This is a genomic window from Vibrio sp. JZG120 (assembly GCF_053890955.1).
Genome location: NZ_JBSRRK010000005.1, coordinates 455,463 through 479,184, shown reverse-complemented (window position 1 = coordinate 479,184; position 23,722 = coordinate 455,463). Strand labels below are relative to the sequence as shown.

General features: G+C 46.5%; 14 protein-coding genes. 10 read left to right on the top strand and 4 right to left on the bottom strand.

Features of this window, described 5'->3' with window-relative positions:
* Position 1 precedes the first annotated feature (1 nt).
* The 3 genes from arcB to ACWPOD_RS13690 form a co-directional block, all read right to left on the bottom strand.
* Positions 2-2,356, bottom strand: a complete 2,355-nt coding sequence (gene arcB / locus ACWPOD_RS13700) for an aerobic respiration two-component sensor histidine kinase ArcB (RefSeq protein ID WP_046873978.1) — start codon at positions 2,354-2,356, stop codon at positions 2-4.
* A gap of 241 nt (positions 2,357-2,597) precedes the next feature.
* Positions 2,598-4,346, bottom strand: coding sequence for a sensor domain-containing diguanylate cyclase (locus ACWPOD_RS13695; protein WP_005396315.1), 1,749 nt, complete (start codon positions 4,344-4,346; stop codon positions 2,598-2,600).
* Between the two features lie 35 nt (positions 4,347-4,381).
* Entirely contained in the window at positions 4,382-5,341 is a 960-nt protein-coding gene (locus tag ACWPOD_RS13690) for a TIGR01212 family radical SAM protein (RefSeq protein WP_046873980.1), read from the bottom strand.
* 552 nt (positions 5,342-5,893) lie between these two features.
* Between ACWPOD_RS13690 and gltB (ACWPOD_RS13685) the strand changes: the two genes are divergently transcribed.
* From gltB (ACWPOD_RS13685) to ACWPOD_RS13640, 10 genes are all read left to right on the top strand, one after another.
* Positions 5,894-10,444, top strand: a complete 4,551-nt coding sequence (gene gltB, locus ACWPOD_RS13685) for a glutamate synthase large subunit (RefSeq protein WP_167426887.1) — start codon at positions 5,894-5,896, stop codon at positions 10,442-10,444.
* On the top strand, positions 10,444-11,913 hold the full coding sequence (locus ACWPOD_RS13680; RefSeq protein ID WP_085343971.1) for a glutamate synthase subunit beta: 1,470 nt from the start codon (positions 10,444-10,446) through the stop codon (positions 11,911-11,913). Before gltB (ACWPOD_RS13685) ends, ACWPOD_RS13680 begins: the two co-directional genes overlap by 1 nt.
* Before the next feature lie 450 nt (positions 11,914-12,363).
* On the top strand, positions 12,364-16,827 hold the full coding sequence (gltB, locus tag ACWPOD_RS13675) for a glutamate synthase large subunit (protein ID WP_167426888.1): 4,464 nt from the start codon (positions 12,364-12,366) through the stop codon (positions 16,825-16,827).
* Positions 16,828-16,847: 20 nt separating this feature from the next.
* Entirely contained in the window at positions 16,848-18,260 is a 1,413-nt protein-coding gene (locus tag ACWPOD_RS13670) for an FAD-dependent oxidoreductase (RefSeq protein WP_167426889.1), read from the top strand.
* A gap of 91 nt (positions 18,261-18,351) precedes the next feature.
* Positions 18,352-18,780, top strand: a complete 429-nt coding sequence (locus ACWPOD_RS13665; RefSeq protein ID WP_041852996.1) for a DUF1499 domain-containing protein — start codon at positions 18,352-18,354, stop codon at positions 18,778-18,780.
* Positions 18,781-18,843: 63 nt separating this feature from the next.
* Positions 18,844-19,539 carry a 5'-methylthioadenosine/S-adenosylhomocysteine nucleosidase gene (gene mtnN / locus ACWPOD_RS13660; protein WP_005396324.1) on the top strand — a complete coding sequence of 232 codons (696 nt, stop codon included), beginning with the start codon at positions 18,844-18,846 and terminating at the stop codon, positions 19,537-19,539.
* Between the two features lie 11 nt (positions 19,540-19,550).
* On the top strand, positions 19,551-20,504 hold the full coding sequence (locus tag ACWPOD_RS13655; RefSeq protein ID WP_167426891.1) for a cobalamin biosynthesis family protein: 954 nt from the start codon (positions 19,551-19,553) through the stop codon (positions 20,502-20,504).
* A complete protein-coding gene (gene btuF / locus ACWPOD_RS13650) occupies positions 20,504-21,328 on the top strand; it encodes a vitamin B12 ABC transporter substrate-binding protein BtuF (RefSeq protein ID WP_012842144.1) in 825 nt (274 codons plus the stop codon). The genes ACWPOD_RS13655 and btuF overlap by 1 nt, the downstream gene beginning before the upstream one ends.
* Positions 21,329-21,397: 69 nt before the next feature.
* Entirely contained in the window at positions 21,398-22,018 is a 621-nt protein-coding gene (locus tag ACWPOD_RS13645) for a TRIC cation channel family protein (RefSeq protein WP_167426892.1), read from the top strand.
* A 128-nt stretch (positions 22,019-22,146) separates the two neighbouring features.
* On the top strand, positions 22,147-23,001 hold the full coding sequence (locus tag ACWPOD_RS13640) for a LysR family transcriptional regulator (RefSeq protein ID WP_104971268.1): 855 nt from the start codon (positions 22,147-22,149) through the stop codon (positions 22,999-23,001).
* On the opposite strand, the gene ACWPOD_RS13635 is transcribed toward ACWPOD_RS13640, so the two are convergent.
* Positions 22,943-23,722: a TSUP family transporter gene (locus tag ACWPOD_RS13635; RefSeq protein WP_005396424.1), complete on the bottom strand. Its 780-nt coding sequence runs from the start codon at positions 23,720-23,722 to the stop codon at positions 22,943-22,945. The two genes, ACWPOD_RS13640 and ACWPOD_RS13635, sit on opposite strands and share 59 nt — an antisense overlap.

The window sequence follows — 23,722 nt, the reverse complement described above, 5'->3', positions numbered from 1 at the left end:
GTTATTTCCTTTGTTCCAACCAACTTTTGAGGACTTGAATATCGTTTTGGTATTCATTTTTGATCTCTTCAACCCAGTCTGAAATGTTTTCCCACCATGCTGGCATATCGGGAGATTGCGCTTTCTGCGCCACACTTTGGATACGTTTGAGGCCAATCGAACCTGCAGCGCCTTTAATTTTATGCGCTTCAGAAACAATCCCATCTTGATCTTTTGCCGTCATGTTTGAGTCTAAGACATCAATATAGTCTGGCATCATGTCTTCAAACATTTTTATGCTGTCGTAGACCGGCTTGGCACCAACAATGTCGACGTAAGACTCTAACATATCCATATCGAGCAAGTGTGTCTCAATCACAGGAGAGGGGGTCGGCTCTTCCACTGTTTCTGGAACGCTCTCAGGTTGCTCTTGCTGCTCTACCTGATGCGCGAAGAACTTATCAATTACAGACTGAATGGCGTTCACAGCAAGCGGTTTACTGATGGCATCATCCATACCGTTATCTAAGTATTCACGACGATCTTTCATCACATTAGCTGTTAGGGCGACCAATGGAGGCAGATTGTTATAATGCTCGCGATAATAATTTGCGACATCAAACCCCGTCATATCAGGCAGCTGAATATCCAACAACGCCAAGTCATATTTTTCTGGCACAAAGTTCACGAGCGCTTCTTGTCCCGTCATCGCCACGGTAACGGAGTGTCCTAAGCTCTCAAGCAACGATTTGGCCACGGTGACGTTAAGCTCAATGTCTTCAACCATAAAGATGTTGAGATGCACATTATCGCGTTTTGCATCAATGACAGGTTCTTCGAGTTCCACAATAGGAACGTGAATCGATACGGTAAAAGTACTACCAAAACCTTCTTCACTGGCGACAGTAATGTCACCATCCATCATATTGATCAGCTGTTTTGACACCGCCAAGCCTATACCAGTCCCGACAGCATGTAGGTTGTCTTTACCTGATTTCACTTGGTAATACATGGCGAAGATTTTATCGAGCTCATCTTCCGGTATACCAATACCTGTGTCTTCCACTTCCATAATAATGGTGGCAAAATCGTCTTCTACATCCGCGCTCACCGTCATCACAACGCCACCTTCTTTGGTAAACTTCATTGCGTTGCTGACCAAGTTCCAAATTACCTGACGCAAACGGGTCGCATCCACTTCAATTGCTTTTGGTAAATCACTCAAACGTTCTAAGTCAAAACGCAGCCCTTTTTGCTCCGCCATCAAAGCAGAGATGCTTTCAATCTCAGCGACGAAGTCTTCGAAGTTAAGTGGCGCAGGTAATAGTTCTAGCTTGCGGCGATCAAACTTATCCATATCGATAATATCGTTGAAGATGTTACCTAGCGTAATCGCACTCACATTGATGGTCTGCATGTGTTTGCGCTGCTCTTCTGTCAACGGACTATCGAGAAGCATGCGACTTAAGCCCACAATGCCATTTAGTGGCGTTCGCAGTTCATGACTGATGGTTGAGATGAAAGTAGTTTTATCACGGCTTGCTTTCTCTAACGACTCTTCATGACGTTTACGTTCAGTGATATCACGGCCAAAACCTACCAAGCCAAGGTGACGACCATCTTTGCTGTAAAACGGCACTTTACGCAGTTCAAAGTAATGTTTGCGTCCATCAGGATACTCTAGCCACTGCTCGTAAGTGATGGCTTGATTATCGGCGAAGACCTTTTGGTCAGTATCAACGATGTGCTCAGCGATTTCTTTGCTATACACATCCCAAGGGCTTAATCCGACTAACTGGTGCTCTTTCTTGCCCGTTAGCTCTTCCATTGCCCGGTTACAACCGGAGAACACACCATCGGCATTGCGGTAGTAAATTAAGTCTGGCGAGGCATCAATAAATGAACGCAGTAGCGCAGTGCGTTCCGCAAGCTCTAACTGAGTACGCTCTCGTTGGAACACCTCGTTTTCGAGATCTTGCATCGCCTCTTCACGAGCTTCTTCTGCTTTAATGCGCTCTTCAATTTCTTGGTTGAGCTTTTCGATGTTTTGTTGCAGTTGATAATTCAGTTCTTGGTCTCGCGAGCGCATGTCTTTCAGTTTGGACACCAACTTGGTTAAACGCTGGCGAGACTCTTCTAGCTGATCAACAACAACAGAAAGAAAATAAACCGCCCAAGGTGTAATCAAGAGACCAAAAAACACCGAACGGACAATGTCGATATCGTCGACTCGCCCCTTGAGAGCTAAAGTAATCCCCACCTGCACCACAACGGCTAATGCCACCAGCGCAAGGGCCAGCAAAATCGAGAAACGAACAATCCCCAGTTTGACTAGCAAGTCGACATAATACTGGGCGAGATTTTTCATGGGTTTCATTAACTACTCCATGGTGCTGGCTAGATGTTGCCCTTCAATGATAAAAAACGAGCAGACATATTCGGCCTAACGCAATTTAGGTCTGTGTGATTAGTGAAAAATACGTAGTGCGAACTGCGCTTGCTAAACAAGATAAAAAGATAAGTTAACCAACGAACGCACAGGCTTCGGTAAGTTTAACGTGTTTAATACGGCGATTTAAACAATCAGCTATCAACTTAGAGCAAGCGGTCACAAAGCGTTAGCAAGAACTGGGGTGAATACAGGTGCGATTACGTCCATCAGCTTTGGCTTGGTATAGCGCACTGTCAGCCATGGCAATACCCATTTCCGGTTCATCACCATGTTGAGGAATATAAGAGACAAGACCGATACTGACCGTGAGACGTTCCGAAGCTTCTGAGCTGTCGTGCTCCATATCGAGTTGTCGAATTTGTTCATGAATACGCTGCGCTACATTGCTCGCGCCTTCCGTTGTGGTATTCGGCAGGATAAAACCAAACTCCTCACCACCATAACGCGCAACACAATCCGAAGAGCGATTGATGACTTTTGTGAATACGGTAGCAACACTGACCAATGCTTCATCACCTTGCTGATGGCCGTAACAATCGTTGTAATCTTTGAAAAAGTCGATGTCACACAACATGATAGTGAGCGGCAGCTTTTCGCGGGCATGGTGGTACCATAGTACCTGCAGTTGTTCATCGAAGCGGCGTCGGTTCGATACTTGAGTTAAGCTATCCATAAAGCTCAACTTTTCTAACTCTAAATTGGCTCTCTCCAACTTTTGTTCGGCAAGGTAACGTTCAGAAATATCACGCGCCATGATCAGCACACCATTCGTTCCTGAAGCTTTATCTTTAAAAGGCGATTTCACCACATCAAACCACGTACTTTTGCCATCACTGCTAACGACTTTATCTATGTATCGGACAGGCTCTGACTGACGCAATGCATCCAAATCACTAGCGGCTAAGCGAGCGTACATCTCTTCAGGAATGACATCTTGAAGGCGCTTACCGATCAAATCAGACACGTCTGAAATACCTAATGCATTAACGAACGGTTTATTACACGCTTGATAGACCATATTCTCATTGAAGATACCGATAGAGTCAGGGCTAGCGTCAAGAATAGTCTGTAAGATGGTATCCCTTTGCGCCAACGCAACTTCTGTATCTTTACGGCGCTCCATTTCATCTCTCAGGTTCTGCTGCATTTTGTGCCACTCGGTCACATCATGACTAATGGATAATGTACCGATCAGCTCACCACTCGGTGACACAAGGGAATTTTGATTCACTTCCAATAAGCAACTGCGACCTTGTGGATCCGTCGTCCACTTGCGCTCACTCTTTCTGCTAGCCTCACCCATGGAAACCTTTGATGCGCAGGCTTCTTCCCTTCGCCCTTCCCAAAATTGATCAAATGCTCGGTTCGTCGTTAATAAATTCCCTTGGCGATCTTGGGTACAAATTAACTCAGAGAGTGAGTCTAGTGCCGAACGAGCAATCGTTAATTGCGCAAGCTCTTGTTGCTGCTCTTGATGAGTGGATTGATATGGCTGCGCGTAGATGATCCAAACACGGTGATTGCGCAGCAAACTCTTTCTTCCTGACAACTCCACCTTGATAGATTCGCTTTCAGATAAGCGCCAATCAAATACCTGCTGGCTAAAATGACGACTAGAGACACTGTCTAGAAACGACTCAAGCTCACGAATATCGAATAAAGCGGGATACAAATATCCCGTGCCTAGAGAGCGAATACCTAATAATTGCATCGCAGCTTGGTTAGATAACAAGATCTGAGCATGGCCAGTATCCAGCACTATGACTGGATAGGGTGAATCCGTTACGAGTTGCTTAAGTGATGTTTGAAAGTGCAAATAGATCAGTGCTAACGCGCACACGCTAGCAATTAATAACAAGACGACATAGCCATAACCGCCTTGACCATCCCAAAGCCAATTGAGTAACTGATCCATCGTTTAAACCTTTAAAAAAAACTGGTTAAAATATATCAGTTATTTATTGAGCGATCTGCTATTAATTCCGGTTTAGTATAGATAAAAGCGTTTCCCGTTAGGCTTCCTTGAGCACCATGTTCACTGAGGGATCGACCAATTTCAGTCATCGCCAGCCAGCGGTTTTCACACCACAGTGGTGATAATAAGGTAGGTCTACGAGCTGCTGATGAAACCCGATGGTAAATCACGTCCGGTGGCGTCATACGAATAATCTCACTGGCAATTGCGACATACTCTTCTAGCTCTGGCGCCTCTAATCGTCCTGCACGCCACGCTTTCGCCATGGTGCTGCCTTCCACGATATGAAGACCATGTAACTTGATGCCATCAGTGCCCACAGCCAACACTTTTTTCAGCGTCTCAATGTTATCGTCGCGGCTTTCTTTCGGTAATCCCACAATTAAATGAGTACAGACTTTAATACCTAGCGCACGCGCACGCTTGGTGATTTCGGCATAACATTCGAAATCATGACCGCGATTGATGCGCTTAAGGGTGTCGTTATTAGCGGTTTGAAGCCCTAACTCTAGCCAAATTTCATAACCTTGCTTTACATAGTCAGACAGTAAATCTAATACGGCATCAGGCACGCAATCTGGACGAGTCCCGACACACAATCCCACAATATCAGCCGCTTTTAGTGCTTCTTCATACATATTTTTCAGCACTTGCACTTCCGCATAAGTACTGGTGTAAGCCTGAAAATAAGCGAGATACTTCTTCGCTCGATGAATTTCGCCCGCACGATCTTTCAACTGATCGTGAATACTCTTTATCTGTACTTCTTCATCCGCAAACGAAGCCACATTACAAAAAGTACATCCTCCCCGACCAATCGTGCCATCTCGGTTAGGGCAACTAAATCCACCGTGCAACGTTAGTTTATGGACTTTTTCACCGTATCGACGCTGAAGATCTTGGCCGATTGTATTGACCAACTCATGTAACTGCATAAATTCTCACCAACAATGAACCGTAATCAATCTCACTACGATCTGTGTAAATAAATTACATCCCTGCAAGAAAAAACACACAATACTAGTCAATTCAAACAAACATCATACGGCTCAAAATCAATAAACCTGCATAAATACAGATAAAAAACGTTCATGTTGCGTAAATGTTAAACTAAAAATGCATAATTAAACGAAAAAATTGGGTCACAACGTCGACTTTTTCATTGCATTCTGAAGTGACAAAATTGTAGGATACTTACACAACCCCGTTATTTTTGTGACTTTTATTACAAAGTACACTGCGGGATTTGTCGGTGTTATCCCACTCCTACCTATATAAATCACTAAATAGTGGCAATAAATAAAGGGATACCACCAAGGATTGTTTTTCTCGCAAAACTTTTCCTGCGAGATACGGAAAGGAATCAAGATCGGTCAACCTAGATCGGTGGCGATAATAAATATAAAGGACAAGACGTAATCAATGGTCTAGGTGGCATTTGCCTGCCTGGTGCTTTTGCGTCGACATTGAACTGGAAGGATGTATCTATGGTAGATAGAGAGCAAAATCCACAGGGTCTATATACTCCTGAATTGGAGCATGACGCGTGTGGTATCGGTTTTGTTGCTCACCTTAAAAACCGTAAATCTCATGAAGTAGTGACTCAAGCATTGGATATGCTAGCTCGCATGGAGCACCGTGGTGGTCAAGGTTGTGATCCATGCAGCGGTGATGGTGCGGGTATCTTGCTACAAAAACCTCATGAATTCCTATTAGAAGAGGCCGTTAAGCTCGGCATTAAACTACCTTCATTTGAAAAGTATGGTGTGGGTGTCGTACTTTTCCCGAAAGACGAATACAAACGCGAGCAATGCCGTGACATTCTAGAACGCAACGCTCAGCGTCTAGATCTTGAAGTTATCGGCTACCGCGTATTGCCAACCGATAACTCAATGATCGGTGCCGACCCGCTAAGCACAGAGCCTCAGTTTGAGCATGTGTTTATCTCTGGTGGTCCAGGTATTACACCTGAAGAGCTAGAGCGCAAACTGTACGTACTTCGTAACTACACTGTACGTGTTTGCCTAGAAAGCGTTTCGAACATTGGTGATGACTTCTATATTAACTCTATGTCTTACAAGACATTGGTGTACAAAGGTCAGTTAACGACCGAGCAAGTACCTCAGTACTTCCTTGATCTGCAAAACCCGACCATGGTGACCGCACTGGCACTGGTACACTCTCGCTTCTCCACCAACACCTTCCCGAAATGGCGTCTTGCACAACCTTTCCGTTACATTGCCCACAACGGTGAAATCAATACAGTTCGAGGTAACTTGAACTGGATGAAAGCCCGTGAGGCGATCATTGAATCCGATCTATTTACCCAAGCTGAAATCGACATGCTGCTTCCTATTTGTCAGGAAGGCAGTTCGGATTCATCTAACTTTGACATGGCTCTTGAGCTCCTAGTTCTTTCTGGTCGCAGCCTGCCGCACGCATTGATGATGATGATCCCGGAAGCATGGCAAGAAAACAAAAACATGGATCCTAAGCGTCGCGCGTTCTATCAGTACCACGCGAACATCATGGAACCATGGGATGGTCCGGCTTCAGTATGTTTTACTGATGGTGTTCAAGTTGGTGCGACACTCGACCGTAACGGTCTGCGCCCTTCTCGCTACACAGTGACCAAAGATAACTTCCTAGTAATGGCATCAGAATCTGGTGTTGTGGATATTGAGCCAGAGAACGTTGAGTTCCGCGGTCGTCTACAACCAGGTCGCATCTTCGTTGCAGACTTAGAGCAAGGTCGCATCATCTCTGATGAAGAAGTGAAAGACACCATCGCAACGGCACAGCCTTACGAAAAGTGGGTAGAAGAAAACCTACTAAGCTTGAAGAAGCTGCCAGATGCGAGCAACCAATTCAGCCAACCTAAGCCAGAACATCTTCTACACCGCCAACAAGCGTTTGGCGTAAGTACTGAAGAAGTGAACGAAATCATCGTTCCAATGGCAAATGAAGGTAAAGAGCCATTATCAGCCATGGGTGCCGACTGGCCTCTTGCAGTGCTATCTCATCAGTCGCAACATCTTTCAAACTACTTCAAGCAGCTGTTTGCACAGGTAACTAACCCACCGATCGATCCGATCCGTGAGCGTATGGTGATGTCGCTGAACACTTACTTGGGTAAAGACCAAAACCTTCTGACTGAAACACCACTTCACTGTCAGAAAGTCGAATTGGAATCGCCTGTTCTTGCGAACTCTGAGCTTGAGAAACTGCGTGCTATTGACAACGAGCATCTTCAGGCGAAGACACTGGATATCGTATTCCAAGCCAGTGAAGACCAAGGCAAGCTTGAGCGCGCACTAAAACGTATCTGCCAATACGCAGAAGACGCGGTTATTGATGGTTACTCAATCATCCTGCTAACTGACCGCGCAGTGAACTCAAACCACGCGGCGATCCCAGCAATGCTGGCAGTTGGTGCAGTGCATCACCACTTGATCCGCAAAGGTCTACGTGCTAAGTGTGACATTGTGGTTGAAACCGGTGACGCGCGTGAAACGCACCACTTTGCAACCCTTATTGGCTATGGTGCAAATGCGGTTAACCCTTACCTAGTTATCGAAACTATCATTGAACTACAACGCACGAAGAAGCTGGATCCAGAAGCGAACCCTCGTGATCTGTTCAACAACTACCGTAAAGCGATCAATGGCGGTCTTCTGAAGATCTTCTCGAAGATGGGTATCTCAACCCTGCAGTCGTACCACGGTGCGCAAATCTTCGAAGCCTTAGGTATTCATAAGTCAGTGGTAGACAAGTACTTCACAGGTACAGTTTCTCGTATCCAAGGTCTCACCCTTGACGATATTGCTAAAGAAGTGCTCGTTCGTCACCGCATCGGTTACCCACAACGCGAAATCCCAATTCAAATGCTGGATGTGGGTGGTGTGTACCAATGGAAACAGCGTGGCGAGAAGCACCTATTCAACCCAGAAACCATTTCTCTACTGCAAGAGTCTACGCGCAACAAGAACTACGATCAGTTCAAGCAGTACGCGACAGCAGTCGATAAACAAGGTGACAACGCGGTAACGCTACGTAGCCAGCTAGAATTCATTAAGAACCCAGCTGGTTCTATCTCTATCGACGAAGTCGAACCAATTGAAAGCATCGTGAAACGCTTCGCGACGGGTGCTATGTCATTCGGTTCTATTTCTTACGAAGCACACTCCACATTGGCTGTTGCGATGAACCGCCTTGGCGCAAAATCGAACTCTGGTGAAGGTGGTGAAGACCCAATGCGTTTCGAGCGCAAAGAGAACGGCGATTGGGAACGCTCTGCAATCAAGCAGGTAGCTTCGGGTCGTTTCGGCGTAACCTCTTACTACCTAACCAACGCTGATGAGCTACAAATCAAGATGGCTCAAGGTGCGAAACCAGGTGAAGGTGGTCAGCTACCAGGCGATAAAGTAGATGACTGGATCGGTGCTACACGTCACTCAACTCCGGGCGTCGGTCTTATCTCGCCGCCACCACACCACGATATCTACTCAATCGAAGATTTGGCTCAGCTTATCTACGATTTGAAGAACGCGAACCGCGCGGGCCGTGTAAACGTGAAGCTGGTATCGGAAGCTGGCGTAGGTACGATCGCTTCCGGTGTAGCGAAAGCGAAAGCAGACGTTGTACTAATCGCAGGTTTCGACGGTGGTACTGGTGCATCCCCAATGTCTTCAATCCGTCATACTGGTCTTCCTTGGGAACTTGGTTTGGCAGAAACACACCAAACGCTACTAAAGAACGGTCTACGTAACCGTATCGTGGTTCAAGCGGATGGTCAGATGAAAACACCTCGCGACCTTGCAGTGGCAACACTACTTGGTGCAGAAGAATGGGGCGTGGCAACCGCAGCATTGGTGGTTGAAGGTTGTATCATGATGCGTAAGTGCCATAAGAACACCTGTCCTGTTGGTATCGCGACTCAGAACAAGACGCTTCGCGAGCGCTTTGATGGCCGCGTAGAAGACGTCGTAACCTTCTTCCAATACATGGCACAAGGTCTACGTGAAATCATGGCTGAACTTGGCTTCCGCACTATCGATGAGATGGTCGGCCAAGGTCAGAAGCTGAAGATTCGCCAAGACGTTTCTCACTGGAAATACAAGAACCTAGATCTGTCTCCTATTCTACACGTTGAACAACCACGTGAGTCAGACGGTATCCATAACCAAACGCAACAGAACCACAATCTGGAATCGGTACTAGACCGTAAGCTGATTCAAGCGGCGATTCCTGCTCTCGAGAAAGGCGAGGCGGTGAATGCCGAATTCCCTATCGTCAACACTGACCGTTCTGCGGGCACCATGCTGTCGAACGAAATCTCGAAAGTGTACAAAGATGCCGGCCTACCTCGACCAATGAACGTGAAGTTCAAAGGTTCAGCGGGTCAGTCATTCGGCGCATTCCTAGCTAAGGGCGTGAAGTTCGAAGTAGAAGGCGACGCGAACGACTACTGGGGTAAAGGCTTATCTGGCGGTACGTTAGTACTTTACCCAGACGCAAAATCAAGCATTGTCGCGGAAGACAACATCGTGGTTGGTAACGTGTGTTTCTACGGTGCTACTTCGGGTGAGTCTTTCATTCGCGGTATGGCTGGTGAACGTTTCTGTGTTCGTAACTCAGGTGCGAAAGTCGTAGTAGAAGGCGTCGGTGACCACGGTTGTGAATACATGACGGGCGGTGCAGCAATTATCCTTGGTTCAACAGGTCGTAACTTTGCCGCAGGTATGAGTGGCGGCGTGGCTTACGTATGGGATAAATCAGGTGACTTTGAGTCAAAACTGAACCCAGAGCTAGTAGACCTAGATCCAATCGAGAAAGAAGACAGAGATCTATTACTCGACATGCTAACTAAGCATGTTCAATTCACAGGAAGTGAAGTCGCTCAGTCTTTCCTAGACAACTTTGAAGCAAGCCTAGCCTCTATGGTTAAGGTGATGCCGCGTGACTACAAAGCGGTGCTTCAAAAGCGTAAAGCTGAAGCGCAGTCTCAAGGAAACGAAACTCAAGCGGAGGCAGTATAATGGGTAAGCCTACTGGATTTTTAGAGCACGGTCGTGAACTACCACAGAAGATCGACCCCGCTGAACGCATCAAGAACAACAAAGAGTTCGTTCTGAACGAGGAGTTTGGTGACAAGATCAATACTCAAGCGTCTCGTTGTATGGATTGTGGTGTGCCGTTTTGTCATAACGGCTGCCCTATCGGTAACATCATCCCAGAGTTTAACGATGCGGTTTATCGTGATAGCTGGGAAGAAGCATGGAACATTCTAAGCTCAACCAATAACTTCCCAGAGTTCACTGGTCGTGTTTGCCCTGCTCCATGTGAAAGTGCTTGTGTACTTGGCATCAACCAAGACCCAATCACTATCTGTAATATCGAGAAAACCATCGTAGAAACGGCGTATCGTGAAGGGTACGCCAAGCCAAAAACGCCACGTTCTCGCACTGGTAAAACGGTGGCGATCATTGGATCTGGACCTGCTGGTCTTGCGGCTGCTGAGCAGCTAAACAGCGCAGGCCATACCGTGACAGTATTCGAGCGAGACGAGAAGGTTGGTGGTCTGCTGCGTTTCGGTATTCCAGATTTTAAACTGAGCATGGAAGTCATTGATCGTAAGATCAATCTAATGGCAGAAGCTGGCGTTGAGTTTAAAGTAAACCAACACGTCGGTGTTGATGTAAATGCTCAGCAACTGCGTCAAGAGTTCGATGTGGTTCTACTGACGGGTGGCTCAACGGTTCCACGTGATTTGCCAGTTCCGGGTCGTGAGCTCAAAGGCGTTCACTTCGCAATGGAATTCCTAGGTCAAAACAACCGACGTGCAAATAACATGGACCTGAAAACGGAAGAGATTCACGCAAAAGGTAAACATGTGGTTGTCATTGGTGGTGGTGATACTGGTTCAGACTGTGTAGGTACGTCAAACCGTCACGGCGCAGCAAGCGTAACTCAAGTGGAAATCATGCCGATTCCACCAGAGAAGCGCCCAGCCAATATGCCTTGGCCTCAATACCCAATGATCCTACGTACTTCGACCTCTCATGAAGAAGGTGTCGATCGTCACTGGAACATCCTGACCAAAGAGTTCATCGGAAATGACAAAGGTGAAGTCACAGGCCTTCGTCTTGCTGATATCGTTTGGCAAGATGCAAAACCAGGCGAGCGCCCAAGTTTCAAAGAAGTAGAAGGCAGCGAGCGAGTGATCCCATGTGATATGGCATTCCTAGCAATGGGCTTCTTACACCCAGAACCTACAGGCGTGCTTGCTCAACTGGATATCGCGCTAGATGATCGCGGTAACGTAGCAACTCAAGGTTTTGCTACTAACCAAGAAGGCGTATTTGCTGCTGGTGATATGCGAACAGGCCAATCTTTGGTGGTTCGTTGTATCAACGAAGGTCGCGAATGTGCTCGTGCTATAGATGACTACCTAATGGATGGCACAAACCTAGAAGCAAAAGCAGATTCACTGATGCTTTCTGCTTAACGGAAGTATTCACGCTTCCCTCTTTCAATGCCATAAATAGCCATCAGCGATATCGATGGCTATTAGCAAAGAAAGAAAACAATTCCTTCCAATCTTTCTATTTTGACCAGCATTTTATGCTGGTCTTTTTTATTTCCCACAGAATCAAATGTTACTTTTTTGTAACAATCAATTTTCTATCTATTTGAAATCATTAAACTATTTTAGCTTATTAAATGGTAAATCGCATATTCACGTGATTATCCACTAATAGCTTGACCTTTTTTACAATAAGCTATAGCTTGTGAAGTTGATGAAAATAAAACACTCAAAAAATGTTAAATATTTCACAGCTTTTATTGAATAAATATACATAAAACCATAAAGATGACGCATATTCAGTCATCACTATCAACGTAAGCAGTGTTGATATATCTGTCGGGATGACGGATAAGCAAAGGGAGAATTGCAATGGCTCTTTATGATCCAAGTCTTGAGAAAGACAACTGTGGATTTGGCTTGATCGCGCATATGGAAGGCGAACAAAGCCACAAGCTGGTTCGTACAGCAATTTCTGCACTTGACCGAATGACCCACCGTGGTGGTATTGCCGCCGATGGTAAAACCGGTGATGGTTGTGGTCTTCTATTACAAAAGCCCGATTCCTATTTACGTCTTATTGCCGAAGAAAATGGTTTCAACCTTGGCAAGCAATACGCCGTAGGGATGATTTTCTTCAACCAAGATCCGGTCAAAGCTCAACTCGCTAAAGACATCGTCAACAGAGAACTTGCGCAAGAGACGCTAACAGTGGCCGGTTGGCGTGAAGTTCCAACCAATTCAGAAGTGCTCGGTCCAATTGCGGCTAACTCGCTTCCAAACATTCAGCAAGTCTTTATCTCTGCACCGGCTGGTTGGCGAGAGCGTGACATTGAACGCCGTCTCTACATCGCACGCCGTCGCATCGAGAAACAAATCACCGAAGATCCTGATTTCTACATCTGTAGCTTGTCGACTCAAGTTTTGGTGTACAAAGGCCTGTGCATGCCTGCGGACTTGCCTCGCTTCTACCTTGATCTTGCTGATCTACGCATGGAATCCGCTATCTGTCTGTTCCACCAGCGTTTTTCTACCAATACTCAACCGCGTTGGCCATTGGCTCAGCCGTTCCGCTATCTTGCTCATAACGGTGAGATCAACACCATTGAAGGTAACCGCCAATGGGCGCGCGCGCGCGCTTACAAGTTCTCGTCACCACTGCTGCCCGATCTTCAAACTGCAGCACCATTTGTAAACGAGACAGGTTCAGACTCCTCTAGCTTGGATAATATGCTGGATCTCTTCTTAGCTGGTGGCATGGATATCTTCCGCGCCATGCGTATGCTTGTGCCGCCTGCATGGCAAAACCATCCAGATATGGATCCGGATCTGCGGGCGTTTTACGATTTCAACTCCAAGCACATGGAACCATGGGATGGCCCAGCAGGTATCGTACTGTCCGATGGTCGTTATGCTGCTTGTAATCTAGACCGAAATGGTCTGCGTCCTGCACGTTATGTAATTACCAAAGACAAGTTGATCACTCTGGCATCTGAGGTAGGGATTTGGAATTACGCCCCAGATGAAGTTGCCGAAAAAGGGCGTGTAGGTCCGGGTGAATTGCTCGTCATCGACACTCGTAAAGGTAAGCTTTGGCAGTCTAGCGAGATCGATAATGATCTGAAATCTCGTCACCCTTATCGCGAATGGATGGAAAACAACGTTCGCAAACTCACACCATTTTCTCAGCTACCTGAGGATCAAGTAGGCGAGCGCAGCTTTGATGAAGACTTACTTAAGACTTATCAAAAGCAATTCGCGATGACGAACGAAGAAGTCGACCAAGTTCTGCGTGTACTCGGAGAAATGGGCCAAGAAGCCGTTGGTTCTATGGGTGACGATACTCCAATGGCAGTGCTCTCCTCAAAAGAGCGCTTGGTAACTGACTACTTCCGCCAGAAGTTCGCTCAGGTCACCAATCCACCGATCGATCCACTGCGTGAAAAACACGTGATGTCACTGGCGACCAGTATCGGTAAGGAAATGAATGTCTTCTGTGAAACCGATGGCCACGCGCATCGCGTAACATTTGATTCGCCTGTACTGCTTTATTCAGACATGCAGCAACTGCTCGAGCTTGGTGACGATCACTACCGTAATACCATTCTAGATATCAACTACGACCCACAAGAGAAAGATCTTAAACAAGCCATTAATGATCTCTGTGAGCAAGCAGAGCAAGTCGTACGTGAAGGCACGGTTTTAGTGGTACTTTCAGATCGCGCTTTGGTCAAAGGCAAGTTACCAATTCCAGCGGCAATGGCAGTCGGCGCCGTTCAAACTCGTTTGATTGATGCGAACTTACGTTGCGATGCCAACATTGTAGTCGAAACCGCAACTGCACGTGACCCACACCAATTTGCTGTCTTGCTTGGCTTTGGTGCGACTGCAGTTTACCCATACCTTGCTTATGAAGCGTTAGGTAAACTGATTGATGATAAGGCACTAGAGAAAGACTATCGCGATGTGATGCAGAACTACCAATACGGCATCAACAAGGGCCTGTATAAAATCATGTCAAAGATGGGGATCTCAACCATCGCCTCTTACCGCTGCTCACAACTGTTTGAAGCAGTTGGCTTGAACCAAGATGTGGTCGATCTGTGTTTTAAAGGCGTCACAACTCGTATTGAAGGCGCAAATTTTGACGACTTCCAGCAAGATCTTACAAACTTATCTCGCAAAGCATGGGCGAAACGTAAATCGATTGATCATGGAGGCTTGTTAAAGTATGTCCATGGAGGTGAGTATCATGCTTACAACCCGGATGTTGTCGGCACGCTGCAACAGGCCGTTAAATCTGGCGAAAGTAACGACTATCAGAGCTTTGCTAAGCAGGTAAACCAACGCCCTGTTGCTATGTTGCGTGACTTAATGTCGCTGAAAAAATCAGACTCACCGCTGCCACTTGAGCAAATAGAACCGAAAACCGAACTGTTCAAACGCTTCGACTCTGCGGCCATGTCCATTGGCGCACTTAGCCCTGAAGCGCATGAAGCACTCGCGACTGCGATGAACCGTCTTGGTGGCTATTCAAACTCCGGTGAAGGTGGTGAAGATCCTCGCCGTTTCGGCACTGAACGTAACTCGCGCATCAAGCAAATTGCTTCTGGCCGATTTGGTGTCACGCCTCATTACCTTACTAATGCGGATGTACTACAAATCAAGGTAGCGCAAGGAGCTAAACCAGGTGAAGGTGGTCAGCTACCGGGACACAAAGTCACCGCAGAAATCGCCAAGCTACGTTACTCCGTGCAAGGGGTGACGTTAATCTCCCCTCCTCCACATCACGATATTTATTCAATTGAAGATTTGGCCCAGCTGATCTTCGACCTTAAACAAGTCAACCCGAATGCGCTGGTTTCGGTGAAACTCGTCTCCGAGCCAGGTGTCGGCACCATCGCAACGGGCGTAGCCAAGGCTTACGCTGATCTCATTACCATCTCGGGTTACGACGGCGGTACGGCAGCAAGCCCACTGACTTCGGTAAAATACGCAGGTAGTCCATGGGAATTAGGTCTAGCAGAGACACAACAAGCACTGGTTGCTAATGGTCTGCGTCATAAGATCCGCCTACAGGTAGATGGTGGTCTAAAGACTGGTTTAGACGTAGTTAAAGCCGCAATTTTAGGTGCAGAAAGCTTCGGTTTTGGTACTGCACCAATGGTCGCTATGGGTTGTAAGTTCCTACGAATTTGTCACCTCAACAACTGTGCAACAGGGGTTGCGACTCAAGACGAGACACTGCGTAAAGAATACTTCAAAGGTCTACCAGAAATGGTGATGAATTACTTCACCGGACTGGCAGAAGAAGTGCGCGAGCTGCTTTCTGAGCTAGGCGTTGAAAAACTGACGGACTTGATTGGTCGTACCGATTTACTTGAAGCAGTAGAAGGCTTTACCGCGAAGCAAACCAAATTGGATCTATCCAACATTCTAGAAGCTCCCGTCTCGCCTGAAGGTCATCCGCTGTTTTGGACAGAGCCAAACAAACCGTTTGATAAAGCTGAGCTCAATCAAAAGATCATTGATGATGCCATGCATGCGGTAGAAAACAGCCAATCAGCAAGTTTCTTCTACAATGTCATCAACACTGATCGTTCTGTGGGTGCTCGCTTATCTGGCGAAATAGCGAAGCGCTATGGCAACCAAGGATTGGCGGCTTCCCCTATCAAAATCTATCTTGACGGCACTGCCGGCCAGTCGTTTGGCGTTTGGAATGCGGGTGGCGTAGAGCTTTACCTCACGGGCGATGCGAACGACTACGTGGGCAAAGGCATGGCGGGTGGTAAAGTGGTTATCAAACCTCACCTTGGTACCGCATTTAAATGCAATGAAGCAACTATCATTGGTAACACCTGCCTGTACGGCGCGACTGGCGGCAAGCTGTTTGCGGCGGGTAAAGCAGGTGAACGTTTCGGCGTACGAAACTCAGGTACGATAGCCGTCATTGAAGGTGCTGGCGATAACGCTTGTGAGTACATGACCGGCGGTATTGTTGCTATTCTTGGTGCGACAGGTGTGAACTTTGGCGCAGGTATGACCGGGGGCTTTGCCTATGTTCTGGATGAAAACCAAAGCTTTGAAGGTCGAGTCAATACTGAGTCAGTAGAAGCCATCTCATTGTCCGATCTTTACATCCACCAAGAACATTTGCGTGGCCTAATTGCGGAACACCTTGAAGAAACAGGGTCGAGTCATGCTGAAAATATTTTGGCGAACTTTGATGAATGGATTCCAAAGTTCTATTTGGTGAAACCACAAGCGGCAGATCTTCGCACGCTACTTGGTCACCAGAGCCGCAGTGCCGCAGAGCTGCGCGTTCAAGCACAGTAATCATGGAGGATGTTTGAATCATGAGCCAGAACGTTTATCAATTTATCGATGTTCAACGTGTCGATCCGGCTAAAAAGCCGATCAAAGTTCGTAAGATCGAGTTCGTTGAAATCTACGAGCCGTTTACTAAGCAACAAGCCACTGCACAAGCGGATCGCTGCTTAGATTGTGGCAACCCATATTGTGAATGGAAATGCCCAGTCCACAACTACATCCCTCAATGGTTAAAACTTGCCAATGAAGGTCGTATTCTTGAAGCGGTTGAACTATCGCATCAAACCAATAGCCTACCGGAAGTATGTGGGCGCGTTTGTCCTCAAGACCGCCTATGTGAAGGTTCATGCACGCTTAATGATGACTTTGGTGCCGTCACCATCGGTAACATAGAAAAGTACATTACCGACAAAGCGTTTGAAATGGGCTGGAAGCCAGATATGTCCAAGGTGGAGTGGACCGATAAAAAGGTCGCAATCATTGGAGCAGGCCCAGCTGGCTTGGCTGCCGCGGATATCCTAGTGCGCAATGGCGTTAAGCCAGTCGTGTTTGACCGCTACCCTGAAATTGGAGGCCTTCTGACCTTCGGCATTCCTTCATTCAAGCTTGAAAAAGGCGTGATGGAAAACCGCCGCCGTGTGTTCACTGAAATGGGCGTCGAGTTCCGCATGAACATGGAAGTCGGTAAAGATGTGCAAATGCAAGAGCTGCTTGATGAATACGATGCTGTTTTCTTGGGCGTTGGCACTTATAAATACATGCGTGCAGGTCTAGATAATGAAGATGCGCCGGGTGTGTATGACGCGCTGCCATTTTTAATTTCGAATACCTACAAAGTCATGGAGCTTGAGAACAACCAACCTTTTATCGACATGGCAGGAAAGAAAGTGGTCGTGCTTGGTGGTGGCGATACTGCAATGGACTGTGTACGAACCTCTATTCGCCAAGGAGCCTCCAATGTGATTTGTGCTTATCGTCGTGACGAAGCCAACATGCCAGGTTCACGTCGAGAAGTAAAAAACGCTAAAGAGGAAGGCGTGAAGTTTATGTTTAACCTGCAACCACTCGGTGTGGAGGTCGACGCCTCAGGTAACGTATCGGGCGTTAAAGTGGTAAAAACCGCTTTAGGTGAGCCCGATGATGCAGGTCGTCGCAGACCAGAACCAGTGGAAGGCAGTGAACATGTATTGCCTGCGGATGCCGTGATCATGGCATTTGGTTTCCAGCCACACAAAATGGACTGGTTAGAACCGTATGGTGTCGATTTAGACCAATGGGGACGTATCAAGGCACCTGTTGAGCAAGCGTTCATGTACCAAACCAGCAATGCGAAAATCTTCGCTGGCGGTGATGCGGTCCGTGGCTCAGACCTCGTCGTAACCGCCATTGATGAAGGGCGAAAAGCGGCAGAAGGCATTCTTGATTACCTAGAAGTCTAATCACAGCTAACCTCACAAAAAGGATCCTATTATTGGATCCTTTTTCTTTTGTATCCATATAATTAGAAGCAAAACTATAAGAGTAAATACAATGAAAAAAGCCGCTCTCCTTTCCATCACTTTACTCAGCCTTACAGCCTGCAGCCAAGGAGTCACCAGTATGCCAGATCGTTCTCAATCACCTTGTGGTGACAAACCAAATTGCGTTTCAACTCAAGACTCAAGAGACAAGTTTCAATTAGCACCTTTTTTGCTCACTGAGTCCGCAACGTTAGATGCCATTGAGCAAGCCGCGCTTCAACTTCCTGGCGCCAAAACCGCGGTAAAAGAGGGTGATTACCTTCGGATAGAATGCACATCTAAAATCATGCGCTTCGTGGATGACCTCGAATTAAAAGTAGCAGGAGACAAACTGATTGTTCGCTCAGAGTCACGTGTGGGCTATTCTGACTTTGGCGTAAACAGAAAGCGCGCCGAACAATTACGAGAAAAGCTCACTCAAGCTAAGCTCATCAAATAGAAAACTGCTCACGGGGAGTGCTATACTCTCGGCCAACTAAAATATTTACCGAAAGAGAGTGTTATGAAAGTTGGTATCATCGGTGCGATGGAACAAGAAGTGACCATCCTGAAAGAAGCAATCACAAACTGCAAAACCGTAAATAAAGCAGGTTGTACGTTTTTCTCTGGTCAAATTAATGATGTAGAAGTAGTCGTACTACAATCAGGTATCGGTAAAGTTGCAGCTGCAGTAGGCACTACCATTCTTCTTGATGAATACCAGCCAGATGTTGTGATTAACACAGGCTCTGCTGGTGGCTTCGATTCAAGCCTAAATCTAGGTGATGTTGTTATCTCAACAGAAGTTCGTCATCACGATGCAGACGTGACCGCTTTTGGTTATGAAATTGGCCAAATGGCTGGCCAGCCTGCTGCATTCAAAGCGGATGAAAAGCTAATGGATTTAGCAGAAAAGGCACTAGCGCAAATGGAAAACACTCATGCAGTTCGCGGCCTGATCTGTACTGGTGATGCATTTGTTTGCACCGCTGAACGCCAAGAGTTTATTCGTAAGCACTTCCCATCCGTTATCGCGGTAGAAATGGAAGCATCTGCTATCGCTCAAACTTGTCACCAATTCAACACGCCGTTTGTTGTTGTGCGCGCAATCTCTGATGTCGCTGATAAAGAGTCACCAATGAGCTTTGATGAGTTCCTACCGCTAGCAGCAAAAAGCTCTTCTGAAATGGTATTCAAAATGCTGGAACTCATTAAGTAAACGACTCATTCATGGAAGAAGTTTTTCAGTCATTTTATGCCAACGGTGCGCTCCTTATTATGTGGGGCGCACTGCTCTTTCACCTTCTTTTACCAATCCCCCGTTCATCGCATCCCATCACTTTATGGCGAAAGTTAGCTGAGCAGCTCGCCAACAAAGTGAACAATAATCACAGTTACTCACAGAGCCTGACCTCCGGCAGTCTTGCATTGGGCTTGATGCTATTGCCTTGCTTGCTCTTGCTGATTGCAGTGGAGCCATTCGTTTGGCAAGTGCCTTTATACGAATTAGTGCTATTGATCATTGCTTTGGACTGGCGCAACAGCGAAGCCTTAACAAAACAACTCGTCACAAGTATGTCGAGAGAAGACAAAGCCCAGTGCCGACAATTACTGAGACCATATCTTAATCGCGATACTGACAGCCTCTCGATCATCGGCATAGGTAAAGCAAGCTCAGAAACTGTGATTATGGGATACTGCCGCAACGTAATCGGTGTGTTATTTTGGTACGCACTCGCAGGTGGTATTGGTGCGTTAATGTATCGACTAACTACAGAGTTAGCTCGAGTTTGGTCTCCTAGCCGACGCCAATATTTGCCCTTTGGTAAACCTGCCGTTCAGCTGGTTGCCGCTCTGGATATTATTCCACTTCGTCTCTTTGCCATACTTTTAGCTGTAGGAAAGAACGTAAGCAATGTGCTTTCTGGTGTACAGCAACAAGCGAAGTCTTGGCCACTACCCGGGCCTGCCTGGGTGTTGTGTACCATCGGACACAAACTACAACTCTCTTTATGCGGCCCTGCTATCTATCAAGGTATACGTGCGGAACGCGCAAAAATCGGTGGACGAATCGCCCCATCAGCTATTCACCTTTCACAAATACATACGCTGCTCGTTTGGCGAGTCTTCGTTTGGATAGCTATCCAAAGTCTGCTTTTAGGAATGATTTATCAAGGATTATGATGAATAAACTATGCTTCGCATTAACGCTGTTTGTTTCGACAGCGACCTTCGCTCAAACACCAGCGCAACGCATTGTAAGTTTAGCTCCGCATGCCACTGAAATTGCCTTTGCGGCAGGGCTAGGAGACAAGCTTGTTGCTGTCAGCGAAATGAGTGATTATCCAGAGCAGGCAAAGCAGCTGGAAAGAGTCTCTAATTACCAAGGAATTAAATTAGAGCGCATTATTGCTCTTCAACCGGATTTAGTCATTGCTTGGCCGGCAGGAAACCCGGCAAAAGAGCTGGAGAAAATTAAACAGTTCGGCATTCCTATCTATTATTCCACTACAGGCTCACTGGAAGATATCGCCAATAATATCGAGCAGCTAAGCCAATACAGCGAAACCCCGCAAATAGGACAAAAGGCCGCTGAAGATTTTAGAACGCAACTGAATACACTAAAAGAGAAGTACAACACGCATGAGAAAGTTCGTTACTTTTATCAGTTGAGTGAAAAGCCTATCATCACTGTCGCCGGGAAGAACTGGCCAAGTGAAGTCTTTACTTTTTGCGGTGGTGAAAACATTTTCGCAGCATCCAGCGCGCCTTATCCTCAGGTCAGCATCGAGCAGGTCATCACTCGCCAACCAGAGGTTATTTTTACTTCTCGTCACGCAATGAGTAATGATGGTATGTGGGCAGAGTGGAGCAATGAGCTTCCCGCGCTTAGAAATAAACACATCTGGTCTCTAAACTCAGATTGGATTAACCGCCCAACCCCACGCACACTAAATGCGATCACAGAAGTGTGTGAGCACTTTAAAAGCGTTCGTCAAAAACGCTAACGATTTCGTGGCAAATACCGTACAATTTCCGCCCATTTTTTCTCACACTATATAAAGGTACTAAGTAACATGGACTCCATGCTGCTTTATATGATCGATTTGTTCGGTACCGCTGTTTTCGCTATCTCTGGCGTGTTACTGGCGGGCCGTTTAAAAATGGATCCATTCGGCGTTATCGTTCTCGGCAGTGTGACTGCTATTGGTGGCGGAACAATCCGAGACATGGCGCTAGGTGCCACTCCTGTATTTTGGATAACAGATACTACGTACTTATGGGTGATATTTGTTACGTGTCTACTAACCATGTTTGTTATTCGAAGACCCAAGCGACTCTCATGGTGGGTATTACCCGTTTGTGATGCCATCGGTCTCGCTGTATTTGTGGGAATTGGAGTAGAGAAGGCACTCGCCTACAATGCATCTGGAATGGTCGCTGTGATAATGGGGGTTATTACTGGCTGTGGAGGTGGCATTATACGAGACGTGCTGGCTCGCGAAGTTCCTATGGTATTAAGAAGTGAAGTCTACGCTACGGCATGTATTATTGGCGGCATCTTCCATACGATGGCGGTAAACATGGGTTATGACCACTCAACGGCTTTACTCGCTGGTGTAATCTCAACGCTCATTATACGTCTCGGTGCTATTCGTTGGCATCTATCCCTGCCAACTTTCGCAATTAACCGTTAAACACAAACAGCATCACTCATCATCGAGTCGACCAAGTGTCGGCTCCTCTCATTTATGCTCATTTGATTAGCCAATTCTTGGACAATTCGCTAAATTATCTCAACCATTCCTAACTTTCATTAATTATTATGTTGCTTGAAGGTATTGAGACGTTACTTGTCCTCAGTAAAGAAAAAACCATGAGCCGCACGGGCAGCCAACTCTATATTAGTCAATCTGCGGTGAGTAAGCGCATTTCGAATCTAGAGAAGAAGTTAGGAAAAAAATTGATTGAGCCAAGTGGTCGGCACATAAAGCTGACCTCCGATGGCCTTGCGCTCATCAACACGATCGAGCCAACGTTCAATGAGTTAAGAGGTCAGATCTATGATCAGCAAGAAATAGAAGATACTTCTTTGATCAAGATAGACTGCTCTGAAACCTTAGTCGCTGGATACCTTAGTGTGATCATGGCAGAACGCTTTGCCCATGACCAATACATACGAATATCGACCAATCATACACCACGCATTATTGAGAACGTCAAATCAGGTAAAGCGACACTGGGATTCTGTGCTGGTTATTTACCGCCTCATCATGGATTAATGAGCCTTCACCTCGCTGATGAACCTTTTTCAATCGTCAGTAGATACCCACTTTCGCAACTACCCAAAGCCATTTTGACCAATGACTTAACCAATCCTGCCAACACTTACCAACAGGCTATTTTGTCAAAATACGGAATTGAGCCTTTGATGGAAATGGATTCATACACTGCGGCAGCACAACTGGCTTTGGGCGGAATGGCTCCTGCTTTAATTCCTAAATCTATCCTGAAGACACTTAATATCACACCCAAATTCTGCTATGACTTTGAAGAACTAGGACAGTTAATTCGACCAATACATATCTGCTTGCGCCACAGCACATATCGCAGCGAACGAGTTAAAGCACTGACAAAATCCATTGCTGATGTTGTTGCCAAAGAAGTTTCGTTGCCATGAGCATCGACATCACAATAACTAGAGGACGAATCCATTTTTGCCCTTTACTTACCACGACCTTCGCCCCTAACTGAGCACCAAGAAAACCGCCAACAGCCATGGTTAAACCGAGCTTCCACACTGGCAACCCGGCTAAGATAAAAAAGAGTAGTGCCGCTATGTTTGACGTGAAATTGAGGATTTTTGTTCTAGCAGTGGCTTCGACCAAAGAAAAGTGACCCAGTGCAACAAAACAAACAGTAAAAATAGATCCAGTCCCAGGGCCAAAAAAGCCATCATAGAAACCGATCCCGCCACCAATGCATAGCGCAAACATCGCTTCAGATAACTTTGGTTCTCCATCGATTTTTCGCGTACTTGGCGCGAGTAAAAAATAGAGGGAAATGGCTATCAAAAGAACAGGGATCAAACTGGTGAGTACGCTAGCATCAATAAACTGCACAGCCTCGGCACCGATTGCTGCGCCTATAAAAGTGCAGAGTATCGCGAAACGCATTTCCTTTAGGCTGACAATACCGTTACGCACGAAATACCAGCTAGCAGAGAAACTGCCAAACGAACTTTGTAACTTGTTGGTTGCTAGAGCTTGAGTCGGACTCAACCCCGCAGCCAAAAGCGCAGGGAGCGTAATGAGCCCTCCCCCACCAGCCATCGCATCAATAAAGCCTGCGGCAGTCGCAACAAAAAATAGGGCCAACAAAATCTCAACCGTGATTTCCAC

Coding starts and splice junctions, on each gene's coding strand:
- arcB (WP_046873978.1), bottom strand. CDS start 2,356: ATGAAACCCATGAAAAATCTCGCCCAGTATTATGTCGACTTGCTAGTC.
- ACWPOD_RS13695 (WP_005396315.1), bottom strand. CDS start 4,346: ATGGATCAGTTACTCAATTGGCTTTGGGATGGTCAAGGCGGTTATGGC.
- ACWPOD_RS13690 (WP_046873980.1), bottom strand. CDS start 5,341: ATGCAGTTACATGAGTTGGTCAATACAATCGGCCAAGATCTTCAGCGT.
- gltB (WP_167426887.1), top strand. CDS start 5,894: ATGGTAGATAGAGAGCAAAATCCACAGGGTCTATATACTCCTGAATTG.
- ACWPOD_RS13680 (WP_085343971.1), top strand. CDS start 10,444: ATGGGTAAGCCTACTGGATTTTTAGAGCACGGTCGTGAACTACCACAG.
- gltB (WP_167426888.1), top strand. CDS start 12,364: ATGGCTCTTTATGATCCAAGTCTTGAGAAAGACAACTGTGGATTTGGC.
- ACWPOD_RS13670 (WP_167426889.1), top strand. CDS start 16,848: ATGAGCCAGAACGTTTATCAATTTATCGATGTTCAACGTGTCGATCCG.
- ACWPOD_RS13665 (WP_041852996.1), top strand. CDS start 18,352: ATGAAAAAAGCCGCTCTCCTTTCCATCACTTTACTCAGCCTTACAGCC.
- mtnN (WP_005396324.1), top strand. CDS start 18,844: ATGAAAGTTGGTATCATCGGTGCGATGGAACAAGAAGTGACCATCCTG.
- ACWPOD_RS13655 (WP_167426891.1), top strand. CDS start 19,551: ATGGAAGAAGTTTTTCAGTCATTTTATGCCAACGGTGCGCTCCTTATT.
- btuF (WP_012842144.1), top strand. CDS start 20,504: ATGAATAAACTATGCTTCGCATTAACGCTGTTTGTTTCGACAGCGACC.
- ACWPOD_RS13645 (WP_167426892.1), top strand. CDS start 21,398: ATGGACTCCATGCTGCTTTATATGATCGATTTGTTCGGTACCGCTGTT.
- ACWPOD_RS13640 (WP_104971268.1), top strand. CDS start 22,147: ATGTTGCTTGAAGGTATTGAGACGTTACTTGTCCTCAGTAAAGAAAAA.